This window comes from Pseudomonas sp. WAC2 (assembly GCF_030403525.1).
Classification (GTDB): Bacteria; Pseudomonadota; Gammaproteobacteria; order Pseudomonadales; family Pseudomonadaceae; genus Chryseomonas; species Chryseomonas luteola.
In genome coordinates this window covers 735,360-751,564 of sequence record NZ_JAUEPD010000001.1, presented here as the reverse complement: position 1 = coordinate 751,564, position 16,205 = coordinate 735,360, and the positions used below count along the sequence as shown (strand labels likewise).

The 16,205-nt window shown below is 58.8% G+C and carries 15 protein-coding genes; 7 read left to right on the top strand and 8 right to left on the bottom strand.

Annotation, left to right across the window (positions count from 1 at the left end):
* From QWJ10_RS03425 to QWJ10_RS03415, 3 genes are all read right to left on the bottom strand, one after another.
* Positions 1-1,338, bottom strand: a complete 1,338-nt coding sequence (locus tag QWJ10_RS03425; RefSeq protein WP_289924321.1) for an MFS transporter — start codon at positions 1,336-1,338, stop codon at positions 1-3.
* Positions 1,339-1,601: 263 nt separating this feature from the next.
* Complete coding sequence (locus tag QWJ10_RS03420; protein ID WP_289924542.1) at positions 1,602-2,552, bottom strand: PDR/VanB family oxidoreductase; 951 nt, start codon at positions 2,550-2,552, stop codon at positions 1,602-1,604.
* A gap of 81 nt (positions 2,553-2,633) precedes the next feature.
* On the bottom strand, positions 2,634-3,695 hold the full coding sequence (locus QWJ10_RS03415) for an aromatic ring-hydroxylating dioxygenase subunit alpha (RefSeq protein ID WP_010796952.1): 1,062 nt from the start codon (positions 3,693-3,695) through the stop codon (positions 2,634-2,636).
* Positions 3,696-3,922: 227 nt separating this feature from the next.
* On the opposite strand from QWJ10_RS03415, the gene QWJ10_RS03410 reads away from it, so the two are divergent.
* The 6 genes from QWJ10_RS03410 to QWJ10_RS03385 all read left to right on the top strand — a co-directional run bounded on the left by QWJ10_RS03410 (position 3,923) and on the right by QWJ10_RS03385 (position 8,658).
* The gene (locus tag QWJ10_RS03410; protein WP_074823272.1) at positions 3,923-4,636 is read left to right on the top strand and encodes a GntR family transcriptional regulator; all 714 of its coding nucleotides are present in this window, start codon (positions 3,923-3,925) and stop codon (positions 4,634-4,636) included.
* Positions 4,637-4,722: 86 nt separating this feature from the next.
* Positions 4,723-5,469, top strand: coding sequence for an SDR family oxidoreductase (locus tag QWJ10_RS03405; protein WP_150348079.1), 747 nt, complete (start codon positions 4,723-4,725; stop codon positions 5,467-5,469).
* A gap of 94 nt (positions 5,470-5,563) precedes the next feature.
* Positions 5,564-7,624 (top strand): AsmA family protein, encoded by a 2,061-nt coding sequence (locus tag QWJ10_RS03400; protein ID WP_289924315.1) that lies wholly within the window; start codon positions 5,564-5,566, stop codon positions 7,622-7,624.
* Between the two features lie 119 nt (positions 7,625-7,743).
* Positions 7,744-7,980, top strand: a complete 237-nt coding sequence (locus tag QWJ10_RS03395) for a hypothetical protein (RefSeq protein WP_010796957.1) — start codon at positions 7,744-7,746, stop codon at positions 7,978-7,980.
* Complete coding sequence (locus tag QWJ10_RS03390; RefSeq protein WP_239382023.1) at positions 7,977-8,222, top strand: YgdI/YgdR family lipoprotein; 246 nt, start codon at positions 7,977-7,979, stop codon at positions 8,220-8,222. Before QWJ10_RS03395 ends, QWJ10_RS03390 begins: the two co-directional genes overlap by 4 nt.
* 22 nt (positions 8,223-8,244) lie before the next feature.
* Complete coding sequence (locus QWJ10_RS03385) at positions 8,245-8,658, top strand: Rho termination factor N-terminal domain-containing protein (protein WP_125887299.1); 414 nt, start codon at positions 8,245-8,247, stop codon at positions 8,656-8,658.
* Between the two features lie 158 nt (positions 8,659-8,816).
* Here the strand turns inward: QWJ10_RS03385 and QWJ10_RS03380 are convergent, their stop codons facing one another.
* The 5 genes from QWJ10_RS03380 to QWJ10_RS03360 all read right to left on the bottom strand — a co-directional run bounded on the left by QWJ10_RS03380 (position 8,817) and on the right by QWJ10_RS03360 (position 15,517).
* Positions 8,817-10,355, bottom strand: a complete 1,539-nt coding sequence (locus QWJ10_RS03380; RefSeq protein WP_232235520.1) for an acetyl-CoA hydrolase/transferase family protein — start codon at positions 10,353-10,355, stop codon at positions 8,817-8,819.
* Between the two features lie 166 nt (positions 10,356-10,521).
* Positions 10,522-11,766, bottom strand: coding sequence for an NADH-ubiquinone oxidoreductase-F iron-sulfur binding region domain-containing protein (locus QWJ10_RS03375; RefSeq protein WP_197872116.1), 1,245 nt, complete (start codon positions 11,764-11,766; stop codon positions 10,522-10,524).
* Between the two features lie 11 nt (positions 11,767-11,777).
* A complete protein-coding gene (locus QWJ10_RS03370) occupies positions 11,778-13,433 on the bottom strand; it encodes an FAD-binding protein (RefSeq protein ID WP_289924304.1) in 1,656 nt (551 codons plus the stop codon).
* 10 nt (positions 13,434-13,443) lie between these two features.
* A complete protein-coding gene (locus QWJ10_RS03365; RefSeq protein ID WP_289924300.1) occupies positions 13,444-14,079 on the bottom strand; it encodes a 4Fe-4S dicluster domain-containing protein in 636 nt (211 codons plus the stop codon).
* A 175-nt stretch (positions 14,080-14,254) separates the two neighbouring features.
* On the bottom strand, positions 14,255-15,517 hold the full coding sequence (locus tag QWJ10_RS03360; protein ID WP_289924299.1) for a sodium:proton antiporter: 1,263 nt from the start codon (positions 15,515-15,517) through the stop codon (positions 14,255-14,257).
* A 280-nt stretch (positions 15,518-15,797) separates the two neighbouring features.
* On the opposite strand from QWJ10_RS03360, the gene QWJ10_RS03355 reads away from it, so the two are divergent.
* Positions 15,798-16,184, top strand: a complete 387-nt coding sequence (locus QWJ10_RS03355; RefSeq protein ID WP_289924296.1) for an MAPEG family protein — start codon at positions 15,798-15,800, stop codon at positions 16,182-16,184.
* Positions 16,185-16,205: the final 21 nt, after the last annotated feature.

Genomic DNA, 16,205 nt, shown 5'->3' with positions numbered 1-16,205 from the left:
TCAATGAGCCTGTGAAGGTGCGCCCACGGTACGAACAGGGGCAGACAGTTTGAGCAGAAGCACCGTAGCCGCCGCCAGTACAAACACCACGGCGTAGCCCTGATACAGCTGAGCCGGACCCCACTGCAGGTCAATCAGCCCACCGGCCACCAGTGGCGAGAGAATAGCCCCGAAGCGGCCAATGCCAATACCCCAGCCCATACCCGTCGCGCGTACCGAGGCGTCATATGCCATGGAGGCCAAGGCATACAACCCGGCAATGCAGCCGTTACTGAAGAGGCCAATGAGCAGACCCAGGGCAAAGGCCGTGGTCAGTGAGGAGGTGGAGGAAACGAACAGGCTGAGCAGCACGGCTGTGCAGGCCATGAAAACGGCCAGCAGGTGGCTGATCTTAAAGCGTGCAGCGAGCATACCGATCAAGGCTGCACCAAAGATGCCGCCAATGCTCAGCAATACTCCACCCGTCACGCCCTGCTGTGCGGAAAGACCGGCCGACACCAGCAGCTTGGGCGTCCAGCTCATGATGAAGTAGAAACCGAACATCGTCAGGAAGAATGAGCCCCAGATCAACACGGTGGTGCGTAGGAGCGCGGGTGAAAATAGCTGTTTGAAGCTGCTGCCCTTGTGCGCTTCGCGCAGGGGCTGCGGAGGCAACTCGGTAAGCGGTGCATAGCCCAATTTCTGGGCCAGGCGATTGACCCGCACCAGGGCATTGTCCGGGCGCTTGGCCAGCAGAAAATCCAACGATTCGGGCAGACGCCACAGTACGAAGGGAATGATAGCGAACGTCACCAGGCCGCCAAAGACGAAGACCGAGCGCCAGCCCCAGGCAGACAGCAATGCCACGGCAATAAGCCCGCCAATGGTGGCTCCGAGGGCATAGCCGGTAGATTGCAGGGTCACTGCAAGCCCACGCCATCGCTTGGATGAGTACTCGCTGGCAATCACATTACTGCTAGCCAGGATGCCACCGATACCAAGCCCAGTGATGGCCCGCAATACAGCCAGCTGAGTAGCTGACTGACTGAATGCAGACAGCAACATGCCAAGGCCTGCAACGGTTACGCACGCCAGAATGAGCGGGCGACGGCCAAAGCGATCCGCCCAGGGAGCAATAAATAGCGAGCCCGCAGCCATGCCAAACAGTCCTGCGCTGAGCAGTACGCCCAGCTGAGCGCCAGAGAGCTTCCATTCAGCGGAAACGGACGCGGCGGTAAAGGCCATGACCAGCACGTCGAACCCGTCGATCATGTTTAACGCGATACAAATGATAATGGCGGTCCATTGAAAGCCGTTCATGCGGCCCTCATCGACAGCCCGGCGAAGGTCGTTATGCATGGTCAGCCTCCCGAATAGTGGTGGCGCGCAAGTGACGTGCATAACAGAGCAGAGATAGCGGTGTCATGAGCATGGGGGTGCCTCTTGTTATTGTTGTAGTGCTGGAAGTCTGCTCGAAGCGTTCAAGCCTTGATCGCGATATTCGAGGCAGACCGGATGCAGTACTTATACGACACCGCGGCCCTCCCGACGTAGAAGAGTGGCCGCTTAACGAACAGCTTTTGATGGCGATCTGATGACCTGACGGGCGTCCATCAGGCCTGTCAGATATCCAGGACCAGCACAGCGCTCTTGGCGCGTGAGCAACAGGGCGTGAATTGATCGTTCGCAGCCTGTTCATCCTCTGTCATGAACATGTCCCGGTGTTCTGGCGTACCGTCCAGCACGCGGGTCAGACAGGTGCCGCAGATGCCTTGCTCACAGGACATCGGAATGTCGAACCCTGCCTCCAGCAGAACGTCGAGTGCGGTACGTTCAGCGGGAACATGCAGGGTCTGTCCGGTGCTGGCAATCCTGAGGTCGAAGCTGCCATCGTTGGAGGTGTCGGTGGGTGCTGCCGCAAAGTATTCACGATGCAGTTGCTGCTCCGGCCAACCGTTGGCTTTGGCTGTGCTGAGAACGTACTCCATGAAGCCTGTCGGGCCGCACACGTACACGTGTACATCCGGCTCCGGCTGGCCCAGCACTTGAGTGGCATCCAGCTTCTGCTGCGTGGGGCCATCGTCATGGTGAAAATGTACCTGACCGGCAAACGGTGAAGTGCTGATTCGCTCAACGAATGCCGTGCGATCGGCGGAGCGGGTGCAGTAATGCATCTCGAAGTCTGCGGCCATATTCGACAGACGCTCGGCCATGCAGAGAATGGGCGTCACGCCGATACCGCCAGCAAACAGCAGGCTGCGTTTGGCGCCATGTGCCAGGGGAAACAAATTGCGCGGCTCGCTGATAGTGAGGTGTGTACCTTCCTTGAGCTGATGGACGCCGAGCGAGCCGCCACGGGAGGCGGGGTCCTTGAGAACAGCAATCTGATAGCGATGGCGCTCGCTTGGCGGGTTGCAGAGCGAATATTGCCGAACGATGCCGTCCGGCAAGTGCACATCGATATGCGAGCCGGCACTGAATTCCGGCAAGGGTGAGCCATCGACACTGGCCAGCTCGAGGCTGCAGATGTCCGTGGCTTCGGTTTTCTTCGAAACGATCAGAACGTCGATCACGATAAAATCCTCGGCTGAGTGGCCTGCCATGCAAGCCACCTCAATAGCAGGCGCCTCTGTACGAAGGAGGCGCCAGGGGCATCAGGCGGTAGCAATCATGCCCAGCGGGGCAGCTGCGCTACGCTCGCTTTCGATGAGGCGATCCAGAATCCGGCGCGACTGTACGCCGCCCGCGTCGATGTTCAGCTTCAGCAGTTGCCGTTCGGGATAGGCCAGCAGGTTCTGTTGCTGACGTTCCAGCATTTCCAGGTCTTCGGAGAAGATCTTGCCCTGGCCTTCACGGATGGTCGCCGTCAGCGCCTCGTCTTCAGGTCTGAAATTGCGCGCCATGCCCCAGAAGTACCAGATAGAGGTCTCGGTCTCCGGTGTAATGAAGTCGACCACAATGCTGGAGGCCTTGTATTTGGGATCGGCCTCGTAACCGCCATGCCCGGCATGGGCCACACCCACTTCAATCAGAACATGGCTTGGTGGCGTGAAGCGGCAGATCTGCCAGCGATCCACGGGGACGTCATCCGCCAGGTTGTTGCCGCGCAAGGCCATGCGCCAGAAGGGCGGGGCCATGATGTTTTCCATATGGCGGCTGGTGATGACGGTATCGCCTTCCACTTTCGTGATGGGTGCAGCTTCGTCGATCTCCTTCTGCCCGATGCTGCTGGCATGGACATAGGTCTCATGGGTCAGGTCCATGAGGTTGTCGATCATCAAGCGATAGTCACAGTTGATGTGATACAGGCCGCCGCCATATGCCCACTCGGGGTTGTCGGCCCATTCCAGATGATGAATCAGGGCAGGATCGGCTTTTTCGGCCTCGCCGGTCCAGACCCAGATGAAGCCGTAGCGCTCTTCGACCGGATACTGACGGATACAGGGGAAACCACGAACGCGCTGGCCTGGCATGGCAACGGTCTTGCCATCGCAGCCCATCTCCAGGCCGTGATAGCCGCACACAAGGGCACCGTCACGTACAAAGCCCAGCGAGAGCGGGGCGCCACGGTGAGGACAGAAATCCTCCAGGGCCGCGACCTTGCCTTCCGGACCACGGTAGAAAACGATCTTTTCACCACAAATCTGACGACCGAGCGGTTTATCGGCGATCTCGTCAGGCGTACAGGCTACATACCACGTATTTTTCGGGAACATGGTGGGCTCCTCGCAGGGCTGTTTTGTTTTTATTGGATCCAATACTTCGCGCTATACAGATCTTGAGTCAATCTATAAGTCACTATTGGATCCATTTTTGGTGCGATTAACGGCCATTGGGTTCGACGAACGCTGGGTTGCTCCCTGACGATAGCTGCCGCAGGTGCCGTGCCCAGCCGGAAGCTGCCTGCGCTAAGATGAATTGATTACGGCGCCGAGAGGACTTCATGAGCAAGCCAGGACAACGGGTGTTGGTCACATTACGGAAAATGATCGTGTCCGGTGAATTACCGGCCGGTGAGCGGCTGGTGGAAATACCTACCGCCGAGCGGTTGGGGGTTTCGCGCATGCCGGTGCGTATGGCCTTTCGGACGCTGGAGCAGGAAGGATTGCTGTCCAAGAACGAAGGCCGTGGTTATACCGTGCGGACGGTGACTGGCGAAGAGATTGCAGGTGCGGTGGAAGTCCGGGGTGTATTGGAGGGGCTGGCGGCGCGACAGGCGGCAGAACGCGGTTTGGATCCAACGACTCAGGAAGCCTTGCAGCAGTGCCTTGCCACGGGAGATGTCCTGTTTGCCAAAGGTTATGTCACCGAGGAAGACATGGAGGTTTACCATGATTTCAACCGGCGCTTTCATCAGGTCATCATTGAGGCCAGCGGTAATCCTGCGATCAGTCATGCCTTGGCACGTAACGATCACTTGCCGTTTGCCTCGGTCAGCTCGCTGGCAGTGGATCGCAACGACATGGCCCGAGAATATCGGCGCTTCAATTTTGCGCACATGCAGCACCATGCCATCGTCGATGCCCTGGTAAACAGACAGGGCGCACGTGCAGAAGCTCTAATGCGCGAACATGCTAATGCGACGATGCGCTATGCCGACCTGTTTGGCTCCCCGCACACCGATCACGAGGGGCTCAAGGTCATTCGCGATATGTAACAGCACCTGTCCTATTCGCCTTGTCGCTCGCACCCTCACCAATTCCTGCCTAAGCTGAGCGGACTTTCCGAATAAGAGAGGCCTCCATGAGCAAGATTATTCTGATTACCGGCGCCAGCCGGGGTATCGGTCGTGAAGCAGCGCGACTGGCCGGTGCACGCGGCTGGCGTGTGGGTGTGAACTACACGGCTGACGAGACGGCGGCTAATGAATGTGTGGCGCTGGTAGAGCAGGCTGGTGGCGAGGCGATTGCCATTCGTGGCGATGTGTCCGTCGAGGCGGACGTTCTGGCCATGTTCGATACCATTCAGCACAAGTTCGGCGGGCTGGACGGGTTGGTCAACAACGCCGGTATTACGGGGCAGTCCCTGCAGCTCGCCGATATGCCCATCGACCGTATGCGGCGCATGTTCGAGGTGAACATCCTGGGCGCTTTCTTGTGTGCGCGTGAGGCTGCACGGCGCATGTCTACCGAGCGAGGCGGCCGGGGCGGGGTGATCGTAAATGTGTCTTCGGTTGCCTCGCGGCTGGGTTCGCCCAATGAATACATTGACTATGCCGCGTCCAAAGGCGCAATCGACACCATGACGCTAGGGCTTTCCAAAGAGCTGGGACCGCAGGGCGTGCGCGTCAACGCGGTACGTCCTGGTTTGACCCTGACCGAGATTCATGCCAGTGGCGGCGATCCTGACCGCGGTTTGCGGCTTGGTGTCACGACGCCCATGGGCCGGGCAGGTGAGCCTGAAGAGATTGCAGCTGGAATCATCTGGTTGCTGTCGGATGAGGCCTCTTATGCCAGCGGTGCGATACTCGACATTTCTGGAGGTCGCTGAGCAAGCGGTTGAACCACTGCCGTTCGTCGTTGACGTAGTAGGTACATGGCATAACGCCGTGACCTTCTGATGGCTGGCGAAACGGAGAAAAGGCGTGACACGGACCCGGAAAATCATCGTCTGGACGCTAGGCATCCTGGTGGCGTTAATCGTCGTGATGATCGTCTGCGTCTCGACGTTCGACTGGAACCGGCTCAAGCCTACCCTCAATGACAAGGCGTCAGCCGCACTCAACCGTTCGTTCGCCATCAACGGCAATCTGGGTGTGGACTGGCGCCGCGAAACAGATCAAGGCGGCTGGCGGGCCTGGGTCCCGTGGCCGCACATCTCGGCGGAAAACATCGAGATCGGCAATCCCTCCTGGGCAAGCAATCCACGCTTTGTGCACCTGGACCGGGTACAGTTGCGGATCTCGCCTCTGGCGCTTTTGAGCAAGCAGGTCTATATCCCACGTATCGACGTGACCAGGCCGGAAGCCAACCTGCAACGCCTGGCCGATGGCCGTAATACCTGGACCTTTGACCAGGGCGACAAACAGGAAAAGGACCCAAGCGAAGCATCCTCAGCCTGGACCGTGGACATCGGCACCATTGGCTTTGACGCCGGCCGCGTTGCCTATGACGATGACATCGTTCAGGCCCATGTTAAAACCACCATCACCTCACTGGATGCGCCGATTGCCTATGCCGACATCGTTGGGCAGGCTGGGACTCAGCGGCAGCGGGCCAATGTCAAACAGACCCAGGCACTGCAATTTGGCTGGACCGTGAAGGGCCGGTACAAAGAACAACCCGTGGAGGGCAGCGGCAAGATCGGTGGGCTACTGGCACTGCATGATCCGGAGGCACCCTTTCCCATTCAGGCCGATGTCCGCGCGGGTGCCACGCACCTGAATGTCTTCGGAACACTGACCGAACCGCTCAAGCTGGGGGCTCTGGATCTGCGGCTCAAACTGTCCGGACAGAGCCTGGGGCAGCTCTATCGCCTGACGGGCGTAACGCTCCCGGAAACGGCGCCGTACTCGACTGATGGACACCTTACCGTTGCCCTCAACGACCCGGCCGGGCCACGTTTCCAATACGAGGACTTTTCTGGAAAGGTAGGGCAGAGCGATCTTCATGGGGATCTGCAATATACAGGGGGCAAGCCACGGCCAAAACTGACCGGCGAACTGACCTCAAATCAGCTGCTTTTTGCTGATCTGGCGCCTCTTATCGGCGCCGACTCTGCCGAGCAGAAGCAGGCCCGCGGTGAAGAGAACAAACAGCCTGCAAACAAGGCGCTACCTGTCTCCGAGTTTCGTACCGAACGGTGGCGCGCCATGGATGCCGACGTGAAGTTTACCGGCCAGCGCATCGTTCAGAATGCCTCATTGCCGCTGTCTGATCTGTATCTGCATCTGAAGCTGACCGATGGCGTCCTGCTCATCGATCCACTGCGCTTTGGCGCCGCAGGCGGTGCGCTGAATAGCACGGTTCGCCTGGAGGGAGACAAGAGCCCTATGCCCGCCCGGATGGATCTGCACATACGGGGCGTCAAACTCAAGCAGCTGTTCCCTACGGTTGAAGCTATGCGTGACAGCTTTGGCGAACTCAACGGTGATGCCACCCTGACGGGAACGGGTAACTCGGTCGCAGCACTGCTGGGCAGCAGCAATGGTGAACTCAAGGTGCTGATGAATGATGGCTCCATCAGTCGTAGTCTGATGGAAATCGCTGGCCTCAATGTGGGCAACTATCTGGTCAGCCGCCTGTTTGGTGACGATGAGGTAGCGATCAATTGCGCTGCGTCGGATCTGCAGGTCACGAATGGATTGATGAAGACGCGTGTCTTCGTATTCGATACGGAAAACGCTTTGATCAACATCGACGGCACCGTGAACTTTGCTAACGAGCAGATTGACCTGTCCATTGAGCCGCACAGCAAGGGCTATCGCATCTTCTCGCTCCGCTCGCCTTTGTATGTGCGGGGAACATTGAAGAATCCTTCGCCAGGCGTCAAACCCTTGCCCTTGGCTGCACGGGGCGCCGCTGCCGCACTGCTTGCCACATTTGCCGCCCCGGCTGCGGGCCTGCTGGCACTTGTGGCCCCGAGCAATAACAGTCAGGACAACCAGTGCAAAGCTCTGCTTCAGCAGATGAGAAGAGGGAACTAATCAGGCTTTACCGTTTATCTGTCAGGCCGCAACGAAGCGACCGTTCAGCGGGCGTGACAGAACAAGTGAAGGGTTATACCTCTCAAAACAGGTGTATCTCACTCAGGGAGACCGAAGCCATGAGCGATATGGGCCAGGAGTACGAAATTCACTACAAACTGCTGGGCGAACCCCACACCGACCGCATTGCCGACCTGAATGTACCGGTCACCGATGTGGTTCGTGAGCTGGCCGTCAAGCATCTGATTGCCGTCAACGATGCACAGTACCTGCTGTTCGATCTCGAACCGGGCTTGCCTATCGTGGGCATCAGTGATGTTTCGATTCACCGATTGGATGATGGAGTAGCGCAATGATTCGCGCATTCAGGGAAAACCTGACACAGAGTTTTGCGGGTGTATTACTGCTGCTGAGCGCTGTTGTTTTGAGCGGTTGTTCTACTGCCACGGTTGTGACCCTGCAGGATGGTACCGAGTACATCACCCAGGACAAACCCAACACTAAAACTGCTGATGGTTTCTATGAATTCAAAGACGTTTCCGGCCGCCAGATTCGCGTCCGGGCTGATGACGTAGCAACGATCAAAGCCGAAGACTGATCCGTCTGAACAGGAGGCACCTATGCCACGCGGCGACAAGTCAACCTACAGCGATAAACAAAAGCGCAAGGCCGAGCACATCGAGGAAAGCTACGAAGCCAAGGGCATGTCGGAAGACCAGGCGGAGGCGCGTGCCTGGGCTACCGTCAACAAGCAGTCTGGTGGCGGCAACAAGAGTGGCTCCGGCACACAGAAAAGCGAGACGGCCAAGCGCGCTGATCGTAAGGATTCTGCTCGCCGTGCGGTCGCAACCAAGCATGGGCATTCGCCGAATTCAGGACGCTCACCCAGTCGTAGCGCGTCCACGCGCGGACGTCGCGGCAGTACATCGCTGAGTGACATGACACGTGATGAGCTAATGAAGAAAGCCGCAGAGCAAGGTGTTACTGGTCGCTCGCGCATGAAGAAAGACGAGTTGATCAAGGCCCTGAGCTGACCAACCCGATTTCGAGTTACACAGACCTCTTCTGCATACCGTGGGTATGTGGTCTGTGCGGGAGCAGCTGGCGCATTAGGTGACCCTGCCCCACCTTGAGAGCGTATAAAAAAGCCCCAGCGTCTATCAGGCGCTGGGGCTTTTTCGTCAGGGCAGGATCAATCCTGTGCCTGATTGGCTTCCGGACGGAACATGCTGCCCGTCACCAGATAGCGTTCATGCCAGGAGAGGGCTTCCGGCAACAGGTGAGGCGTATGTTTGCCGTAGCTGCCACTGTTGGCCCGATCGATGTAGTCCGCCAGCATGTCGCGGTAGCTGGGGTGAACGCATTTTTCCAGGATGACCTTGGCACGCTGCTTAGGACTGAGCATGCGCAGATCAGCCAGACCCTGATCGGTCACGATGACACTGACATCGTGCTCGGTGTGATCGACGTGACTCACCATCGGCACAATCGTGGAGATCAGGCCATTCTTTGCCGTGCTCGGCGCCATAAAGACTGACAGGTAGGCATTACGGGCAAAGTCGCCCGAGCCACCGATGCCGTTCATCATCTGGGTGCCCATGAGGTGCGTGGAGTTCACGTTGCCGTAAATGTCGGCCTCGATCATTCCGTTGAGTGCGATACAGCCCAGGCGACGCACCAGCTCGGGGTGGTTGCTCACGCCTTGCTGGCGCAGGATGATTTTCTTGCGCAGCATCTCCGAGTGTTCGAGGAAGCGGTCGATACCGGCGGGGCTCAGGGAGAACGAGGTAGCGGCCGCCAGATCCATCTTGCCACTGATCAGGAGTTCCAGCATGCCGTCCTGAATCACTTCCGTGAAGGCAGTCAGGCCGGAAAATTCGCTTTCACCCAGCCCCTGCATAAAGGCATTGGCAATATTGCCCACCCCGGATTGAATCGGCAGCAGATTTGCTGGAATACGCCCCTGACGCACTTCGAAGCGCAGAAAATCGATCATATGCTCGGCAATGGCCTTGGAGGCAGCATCCGGTGCTTTGAACGGGCTGTTGCGGTCTGGCGCGTCGGTCTCGACCACGGCCACTACTTTCTCCAACGGCACCTGCAAATAAGGCTCACCTACACGCTCACCCGGATGGGTCAGTGGGATAGGGGTACGGTTGGGCGGCAAGGCGGTGTCATAGAAGATGTCGTGCATACCGTCGAGCGCATCCGGTTGCCAGCGGTTCACCTCCAGAATCACGGCATCGGCCATGTCCAGCCAGGTCTTGTTGTTGCCGACCGAGGAGGAGGGCACCAGGCTGCCGTCTTCACGAATGGCGGTTACTTCCACCACGGCAATGTCAACCTTGCCGAAAAAACCGTAGCGAACCTTTTCGGCCAGTTGCCCCAGATGGATATCCATGTAATCCAGCTGGCCGGCATTGATGCGGCTGCGCAGCTCGGGGTCGGACTGGAACGGTACACGCAACTCGATACCGTCGACGCGGGCCAGCGCACCGTCCAGTTCAGGCGCAGTGGATGCGCCCGTCAGGACACGAATACGAAACGGCTCGCCTCGGCCATGGGCTTCGGTGATGTGCTGGGCCAGGGCACCAGGAACGGCCTTGGGGTAACCTGCGCCGGTAAAACCGCTCATGCCAACGGTCATGCCATGGCGAATATGGCGAGCTGCCTGCTCGGCAGACATGCGTAGGGCAGCGAACGCGGGGTGGCGGATGCGATCACTCATCAGTGGAACCTCACAGCAAGAATAGAAGCATGCCCGCTTTCCAGTCTTATCATTGTCATGACGGGGCGGAGCTGCGGGCACCGTAGACCAAAACTAACGTTAGCGCCCTAATCAATAGGTCGTATTCTGCCCCATTGATAAGCGCGCTAGAGCGGCCAATTGTCGCAGATTAGTCGATCAGTTGCCGCTGATAATCTTCCCTGAACTGCATCAGTGAGCTACGCACGGCTGTTACTGCGCCGTCGATCAAGCCGCAGCGCCCGCTGCCGGGCAGTAACTCGCACAAGCTTTCCAGGGCACGCAGATCACTGTGCAGACCGCCACCGGTATCGATCCGTCGTAGCAGGCGAGACAGCTGATAAGTGCCTGTTTTACAAGGTGGACATTGCCCGCAGGAACCTGCAGCAAAGAAGTCCACATACTCGGCCACCTTGCGTACGATGCTGGTGCCTTCGGAGATCACAATCATGGCCCCGGTCCCCAGGCTGGATCCGCGTGCCTTCACAGAATCGAAATCCAGCGCTACATCAAGGTGCTGTTCGGTTAACAGTGTATTAGATGGGCCGCCGGTAAAGACGGCCTTGAAGGCGCGGCCCTGCAGCATGCCGCCGCCGTGCTCGAAAATGAGCGCGCGCAGCGATGTACCCATCGGCAGTTCGTACAGCCCCGGCTTGAGCACATCGCCGGAAAGCGAGTAGAGCTTGGTACCTGCAGCGCTGCCCATACCCAGATGGCGATACCAGTCTGCACCGTGCCGCAGGATATGCGAGACGTTGGCCAGTGTCTCGGTGTTGTTGATAAGGGTGGGCTTGTTATCCACCCCGCACTCGGCCGGGTAAGGCGGCTTGCGATGGGGGAAGGGAAAGCCTCCGTCGAGGGTGGCAATAACGGCTGTTTCTTCGCCCCCAATGTACAGCCCCGAGCTTTCCACTACGCGCAGGTCAATTGGTCGACCCTGCAGAGCTGCCAGCTCCTGAAAGAGCGGCTCTGTCTGCCATTGCTGTACGGCCTGTCTCAATGACACGACGGACGCGTGCTGATGGGGGTTCACATAGAGCAGTACATGGTTGGCCCCAATGGCCGTGGCGGCAATCAGTGCACCTTCGATGACTTGATGTGGAGATTTTTCCAGCAGTACGCGATCCTTGAAGGTGCCGGGCTCATCTTCATTGCCGTTGCAGACGACGTATTTATCCAGGTATGACGGTTGCGCAGCCGCAGGTGCCCATTTGCGATGGGTAGGAAAGCCGGCACCTCCCATACCCCTTAGGCCGGCTTCCTCCAGAAGGGGGATGATGGCGTGTGGCGCGGCCAGTGCCTGACGTAATCCCTGGCCGCCGCCCTGAGCGAACCAGGCTTGCAGATTGGCTCCGACCTGGGCTGACGGTGAGAGCAGAACAGGTGTGAAACTCATGACGGTACTCCTCAGGACGGTGTCATGCCGGCCAGCATGGCCTGAACGGCACCGGGTGCGCTGGCACGCAGGGCCACATCGCGGCGCAGATCAAAATTGCCGTAATCAGGAAACAGACAGGGGCCGCAGACATGGGTGGGCAGCCCTGCCAATGTGATTTGCCGCTGCCAGTCGTATAGGTGATAAAGACCTACCTTGGGGGCGGGTTTCGGACTGGCTGTCGCGCCTGCATGCTGCCCCGCCCGGCGGCCGAACGCGATGATTTCCAGCAAGGCATTGCCCATCATGCGGTTACGGCCGTGGATGCCACCGCTGATTTCGCCTGCGCAATACAGGCCGGGTATGGCTGTCGCGCCGTGTTCGTCGATTTCCACACCGCCGTTCTGGTAGTGCAGGGTAGGCCGTACCATCATGGGCTCGACCTTGGGATCTATTCCGCAGCGATGGGCCAGATGCCCCAGACTGACCAGTCGCTCTTCCAGGATGCCTGGATGCCTGCGCTCAAGACCGGGGGTATCCAGGAAGACGCCCAGATTACCGTCACGCTCCACCCCACGGCCCTCTGCGCACTCCTTGAGAATGGCAGCGGCCACTACATCGCGTGGTTGCAGCTCATCAACAAAGCGCCTGCCTTCACCATTGATCAGCCAGGCGCCTGCAGAGCGCGCCGCCTCGGAAATCAAGCCGCCAACCAAGTGCGAAGGCCAGGCTAGGCCGGTCGGGTGGTACTGGAACGAATCCAGCTCCCGCAGTCGAGCGCCCATCCGATAGGCGAGCACCAGTCCGTCTGCGGTTGCACCGTAGTGGTTGGATGTTGGGAAGTCGTTCAGGTGCAGCCGTCCCGCGCCGCCTGTCGCCAGGATTACCCGGCTGGCGCGTACCAGAATGAACCCATGCCAGTCGAGGTTGTACAGCACGGCTCCTACGCATTGGCCGCTCTCGTTGGAGAGCAGCTCTACCAGCGGGCAGCGATTCCACAGCGAGATACGGTCATCCAGCTCCACGGCCTCACGCAGGACGCGCATCAGCTCAAGGCCGGTATAGTCACGGTAGGAAAGGATGCGGGCGCATGTTGCACCGCCGGGTTTCTTGCGCAAGAGTTTGCCACCTACCGGGCTGCCTTCGGCCAGGTCGAACAGCATGCCGCGGCTAATCAGCCAACGAATGCAATCAGGTCCCGACTCTGCCAGGCGAGCCACCAGCGTACGGTCTGCACACAGGTGGCCGGCGCGTAGGGTATCCTCGAAGTGACGCTGCAGGCTGTCCTCTTCACCGACAGCGGCCTGGATCCCGCCTTCCGCCATGACGGTATTGCTGTCACCCAGGCGTAGCTTGGTCGCCAGGATGACGCGTCGCCCCTGTTCGGCGGCTGTCAGCGCGGCCGCACAGCCCGCACCGCCGCCTCCGATGACCAGTACTTCGGTATTGATGACCGGTGCACCTGCCAGATCGGCATCACTGATCTGCGCATTGCTCTGCAGTAGAGCGGCCAGCCGGGAGGGGCATTCATCACCGCGGTTGGCCCCGATGCTCAGGCGAGTACGAGTGCCCTCCTGGTAGTCCGGGTGATAGCGTTGCAACAATGGTGTTTTGTCCACTGCCGGGGGCGCCATGCCGTCGCACCGGCTCAGGTTCGCCAGGGCAAGTTCGTAGGCAATTCCGCTCATGGCCAAATCCTCAGGTGAGCTCGACGTTTGGATCGACCGGCATGACGCCCAGGTCGATCTGACGTAGTCGCAGCAGCAGGTCGGAAGGACGCAACATCACGGATGCCGTCATCCGGCGAATGTACAGCCCCAGGTGGTTGGGCGAGATGTGTTCCGGGCAGGCAATGGTGCAGAGGTTGCACATGATGCATTCATCGAACACCTTGGCTGCGCTCAAATCGCCCGACGCGGCCAGGTTTACGCCTTTCTGGACTTCAAGATGTTTGGGACAGGCACGGTCGCATCCACCGCAGTGCCGACAGTGGCTGGCTTCGGGAAAGGCGCTGTTGATGCGGTCCAGCAGGTTCCAGGTATCGTCCCAGTCATTGGTGGTGTAGGTGTGATGGCGGTTCATCGGCAGATGATCCAGAAAGCTGACCTGCATGCCGTCCCCCACGGCGGTTTCACAAGCCAGGGCCGTCGTGACTTCACGCGAATCCTTGCGGCGCAGCAGCACGCGGCAGGAGCCGCATACACCTTGTCCCATGCAGCCGACACCATCGGTGAGCGGCTGTCCAGAGTCGATCACCGCCTCTAGAAGCGAGCGGCTGGTTGAAGTCTCAATACTGTGGCCGTTGATGGTCACGCGGGCGCTGAGGTCTGTCATAACACCTCCCTGACAGTCAGTGCGGGCGCGGAGTACGCCTTGATTAGCGCAAGGATAGACAGGCAGCCGTCAGTGCATACTGACCTGGCTCAATAGGCGGGAGGAATGGCTGGGTGACCGACGAAAGGCCACCTGGGCGGTGCTACGGTCAGGACGGCCGTAGCACCGGTGACGCTTAGTGCCCGTGCTGATCAGGCTCCGAGGGAGCGTTACCTGTCACGCGATGTACGACGCGACCGATGGTCAGGCCCTGCATGAGGATGGAGAACAACACCAGTATATAGGTGATGGTCAGGATCAGGTCCCGTTCCGGCCCTGCTGGTAGCGATAGGGCCAGCGCCACTGAAATCCCACCCCGCAGTGCGCCCCAGGTCAGAATGCCCATGGTGCCTTTGGCCATGTGTCGCCAGTGCGGCGTCAGCATCACGACCGGTGTCACGCTGATCCAGCGGATAAGCAGGATGGCCAGGGTAAAGGCCACAGCGGCGGCCAGGTGCAGTCCTGTCACAGGCAGTAGCAAAAGCTCCATGCCGATAAGCACGAACAGCATGGCGTTGAGGATCTCGTCGATCAGCTCCCAGAAGCCGTCCACATAGCGGCGTGTGGTATCGGACATCGCTTTTTCACGGCCACGATTGCCGATGAACAGGCCGGCCACGACCATCGCAATCGGACCGGATACATGCAGGTGGGGAGCCACGGCAGCGCCGCCAATAACCAGCGCAAGCGTCAGGAGCACCTCGATCTGGTACTGATCGATGCTTTTGAGCATCCGGTAGGTGACATAGCCGATCACCGAGCCGAACAGGATGCCGCCCAAGGCTTCCTCGACAAACAGCATGACAGCGTGCCCGGCGGAGGGTGTCTCGCCGGAGGCGAGAATGCCGAGCAGCACGGTAAATACCACAACGGCAACGCCGTCATTGAACAGGGACTCACCCACGATGGTGATTTCCAGTGATTTTGGCGCCTTGGCTGAACGCAGTATTCCAAGAACGGCAATCGGGTCGGTTGGAGAAATCAGCGCGCCAAACAGCAGGCAATACACCAGATCTACATGCCAGCCCAGCAAGGGAAAGACGTAATAGGCCGTTCCGCCGAGCAGTGCAGTAGAAACGAGAACGCCCAGGGTGGCCAGAAGGCCGATCGGCCAGCGGTAGCTGCGAAGATCCTGAACGTTGACGTGCAAGGCACCGGCAAACAACAGGAATGACAACATCCAGTTCATCAACAATTCGTTGAAATCGATTCGCTGGATCAGCCTTTCAATGGTTTCCTCCAGCATGGGAAACCCCAGCGCCGATGCAATTTGCAGCAGCACACTGGACACCAGTGCAATCACCATGACGCCGATCGTGGGCGGCAGACCGACGAACCGGTAGTTCACATAAGTGAGCAGCGCAGTAAAACAGATAAAGGCAGCGGCGAGTTCAAGCATTGAACATCCTTTCAATACAGCGGATAGAAAGTTGAGGCCACGATGGCATTAGGTAGTTCTCATTAAGAACACCTATAGACGCGGAAAGTTACTGTTTTTTAGGGCAACGGCTGCGGACAGAAGTCACAACGGTAGCCAAGGCCATGAGGGTGCCTGGATCATCTTGTTGATATGTCCGTCTCGCTGGAAGGCGGGCATCAAGCGTGCAGGGTCTGGAAAAGCCCCTAACCTTTGGCTTATAAACAGGTCACTATCAGGTCTGCCAATTCAAGGAATTCCCATGACGTTCGGCTACTGGTGCATCCTATTCGCCTACCTCATTCCCTATGGCGCCGCGGCGTACGCAAAATTTACCGGCAGTGGCTTTACGCCGGACAATAACCGGCATCCACGTGATTTCCTTGCCAAGCTGGAAGGGCCCCGGGCGCGTGCCAACGCAGCGCAGCAGAATGCGTTTGAAATTACACCACTGTTTGCCGCTGCCGTGATCGTGGCGCATGTCACCGGAGGTGCGGCTCAGGGAACGATCAATTTCCTGGCGCTCCTGTTCGTGGTCAGCCGTATCATTTATACCTGGCTGTATATCAAGGACCGTGCATCCCAGCGCTCCAAGGTATGGGCCCTCGGCATGCTGTGTATTGTTTTTCTTTTCTTCGCTGCGGTCTGATTTGCGTCGACTGATCAATCG

Excerpts from the sequence above, each read along its gene's own strand:
- QWJ10_RS03415 (WP_010796952.1), bottom strand. The coding sequence starts at position 3,695 with ATGTTCCCGAAAAATACGTGGTATGTAGCCTGTACGCCTGACGAGATC.
- QWJ10_RS03370 (WP_289924304.1), bottom strand. The coding sequence starts at position 13,433 with ATGAGCGGAATTGCCTACGAACTTGCCCTGGCGAACCTGAGCCGGTGC.
- QWJ10_RS03365 (WP_289924300.1), bottom strand. The coding sequence starts at position 14,079 with ATGACAGACCTCAGCGCCCGCGTGACCATCAACGGCCACAGTATTGAG.
- QWJ10_RS03425 (WP_289924321.1), bottom strand. The coding sequence starts at position 1,338 with ATGCATAACGACCTTCGCCGGGCTGTCGATGAGGGCCGCATGAACGGC.
- QWJ10_RS03390 (WP_239382023.1), top strand. The coding sequence starts at position 7,977 with ATGATTCGCGCATTCAGGGAAAACCTGACACAGAGTTTTGCGGGTGTA.
- QWJ10_RS03375 (WP_197872116.1), bottom strand. The coding sequence starts at position 11,766 with ATGAGTTTCACACCTGTTCTGCTCTCACCGTCAGCCCAGGTCGGAGCC.
- QWJ10_RS03385 (WP_125887299.1), top strand. The coding sequence starts at position 8,245 with ATGCCACGCGGCGACAAGTCAACCTACAGCGATAAACAAAAGCGCAAG.
- QWJ10_RS03360 (WP_289924299.1), bottom strand. The coding sequence starts at position 15,517 with ATGCTTGAACTCGCCGCTGCCTTTATCTGTTTTACTGCGCTGCTCACT.
- QWJ10_RS03355 (WP_289924296.1), top strand. The coding sequence starts at position 15,798 with ATGACGTTCGGCTACTGGTGCATCCTATTCGCCTACCTCATTCCCTAT.
- QWJ10_RS03395 (WP_010796957.1), top strand. The coding sequence starts at position 7,744 with ATGAGCGATATGGGCCAGGAGTACGAAATTCACTACAAACTGCTGGGC.
- QWJ10_RS03405 (WP_150348079.1), top strand. The coding sequence starts at position 4,723 with ATGAGCAAGATTATTCTGATTACCGGCGCCAGCCGGGGTATCGGTCGT.
- QWJ10_RS03410 (WP_074823272.1), top strand. The coding sequence starts at position 3,923 with ATGAGCAAGCCAGGACAACGGGTGTTGGTCACATTACGGAAAATGATC.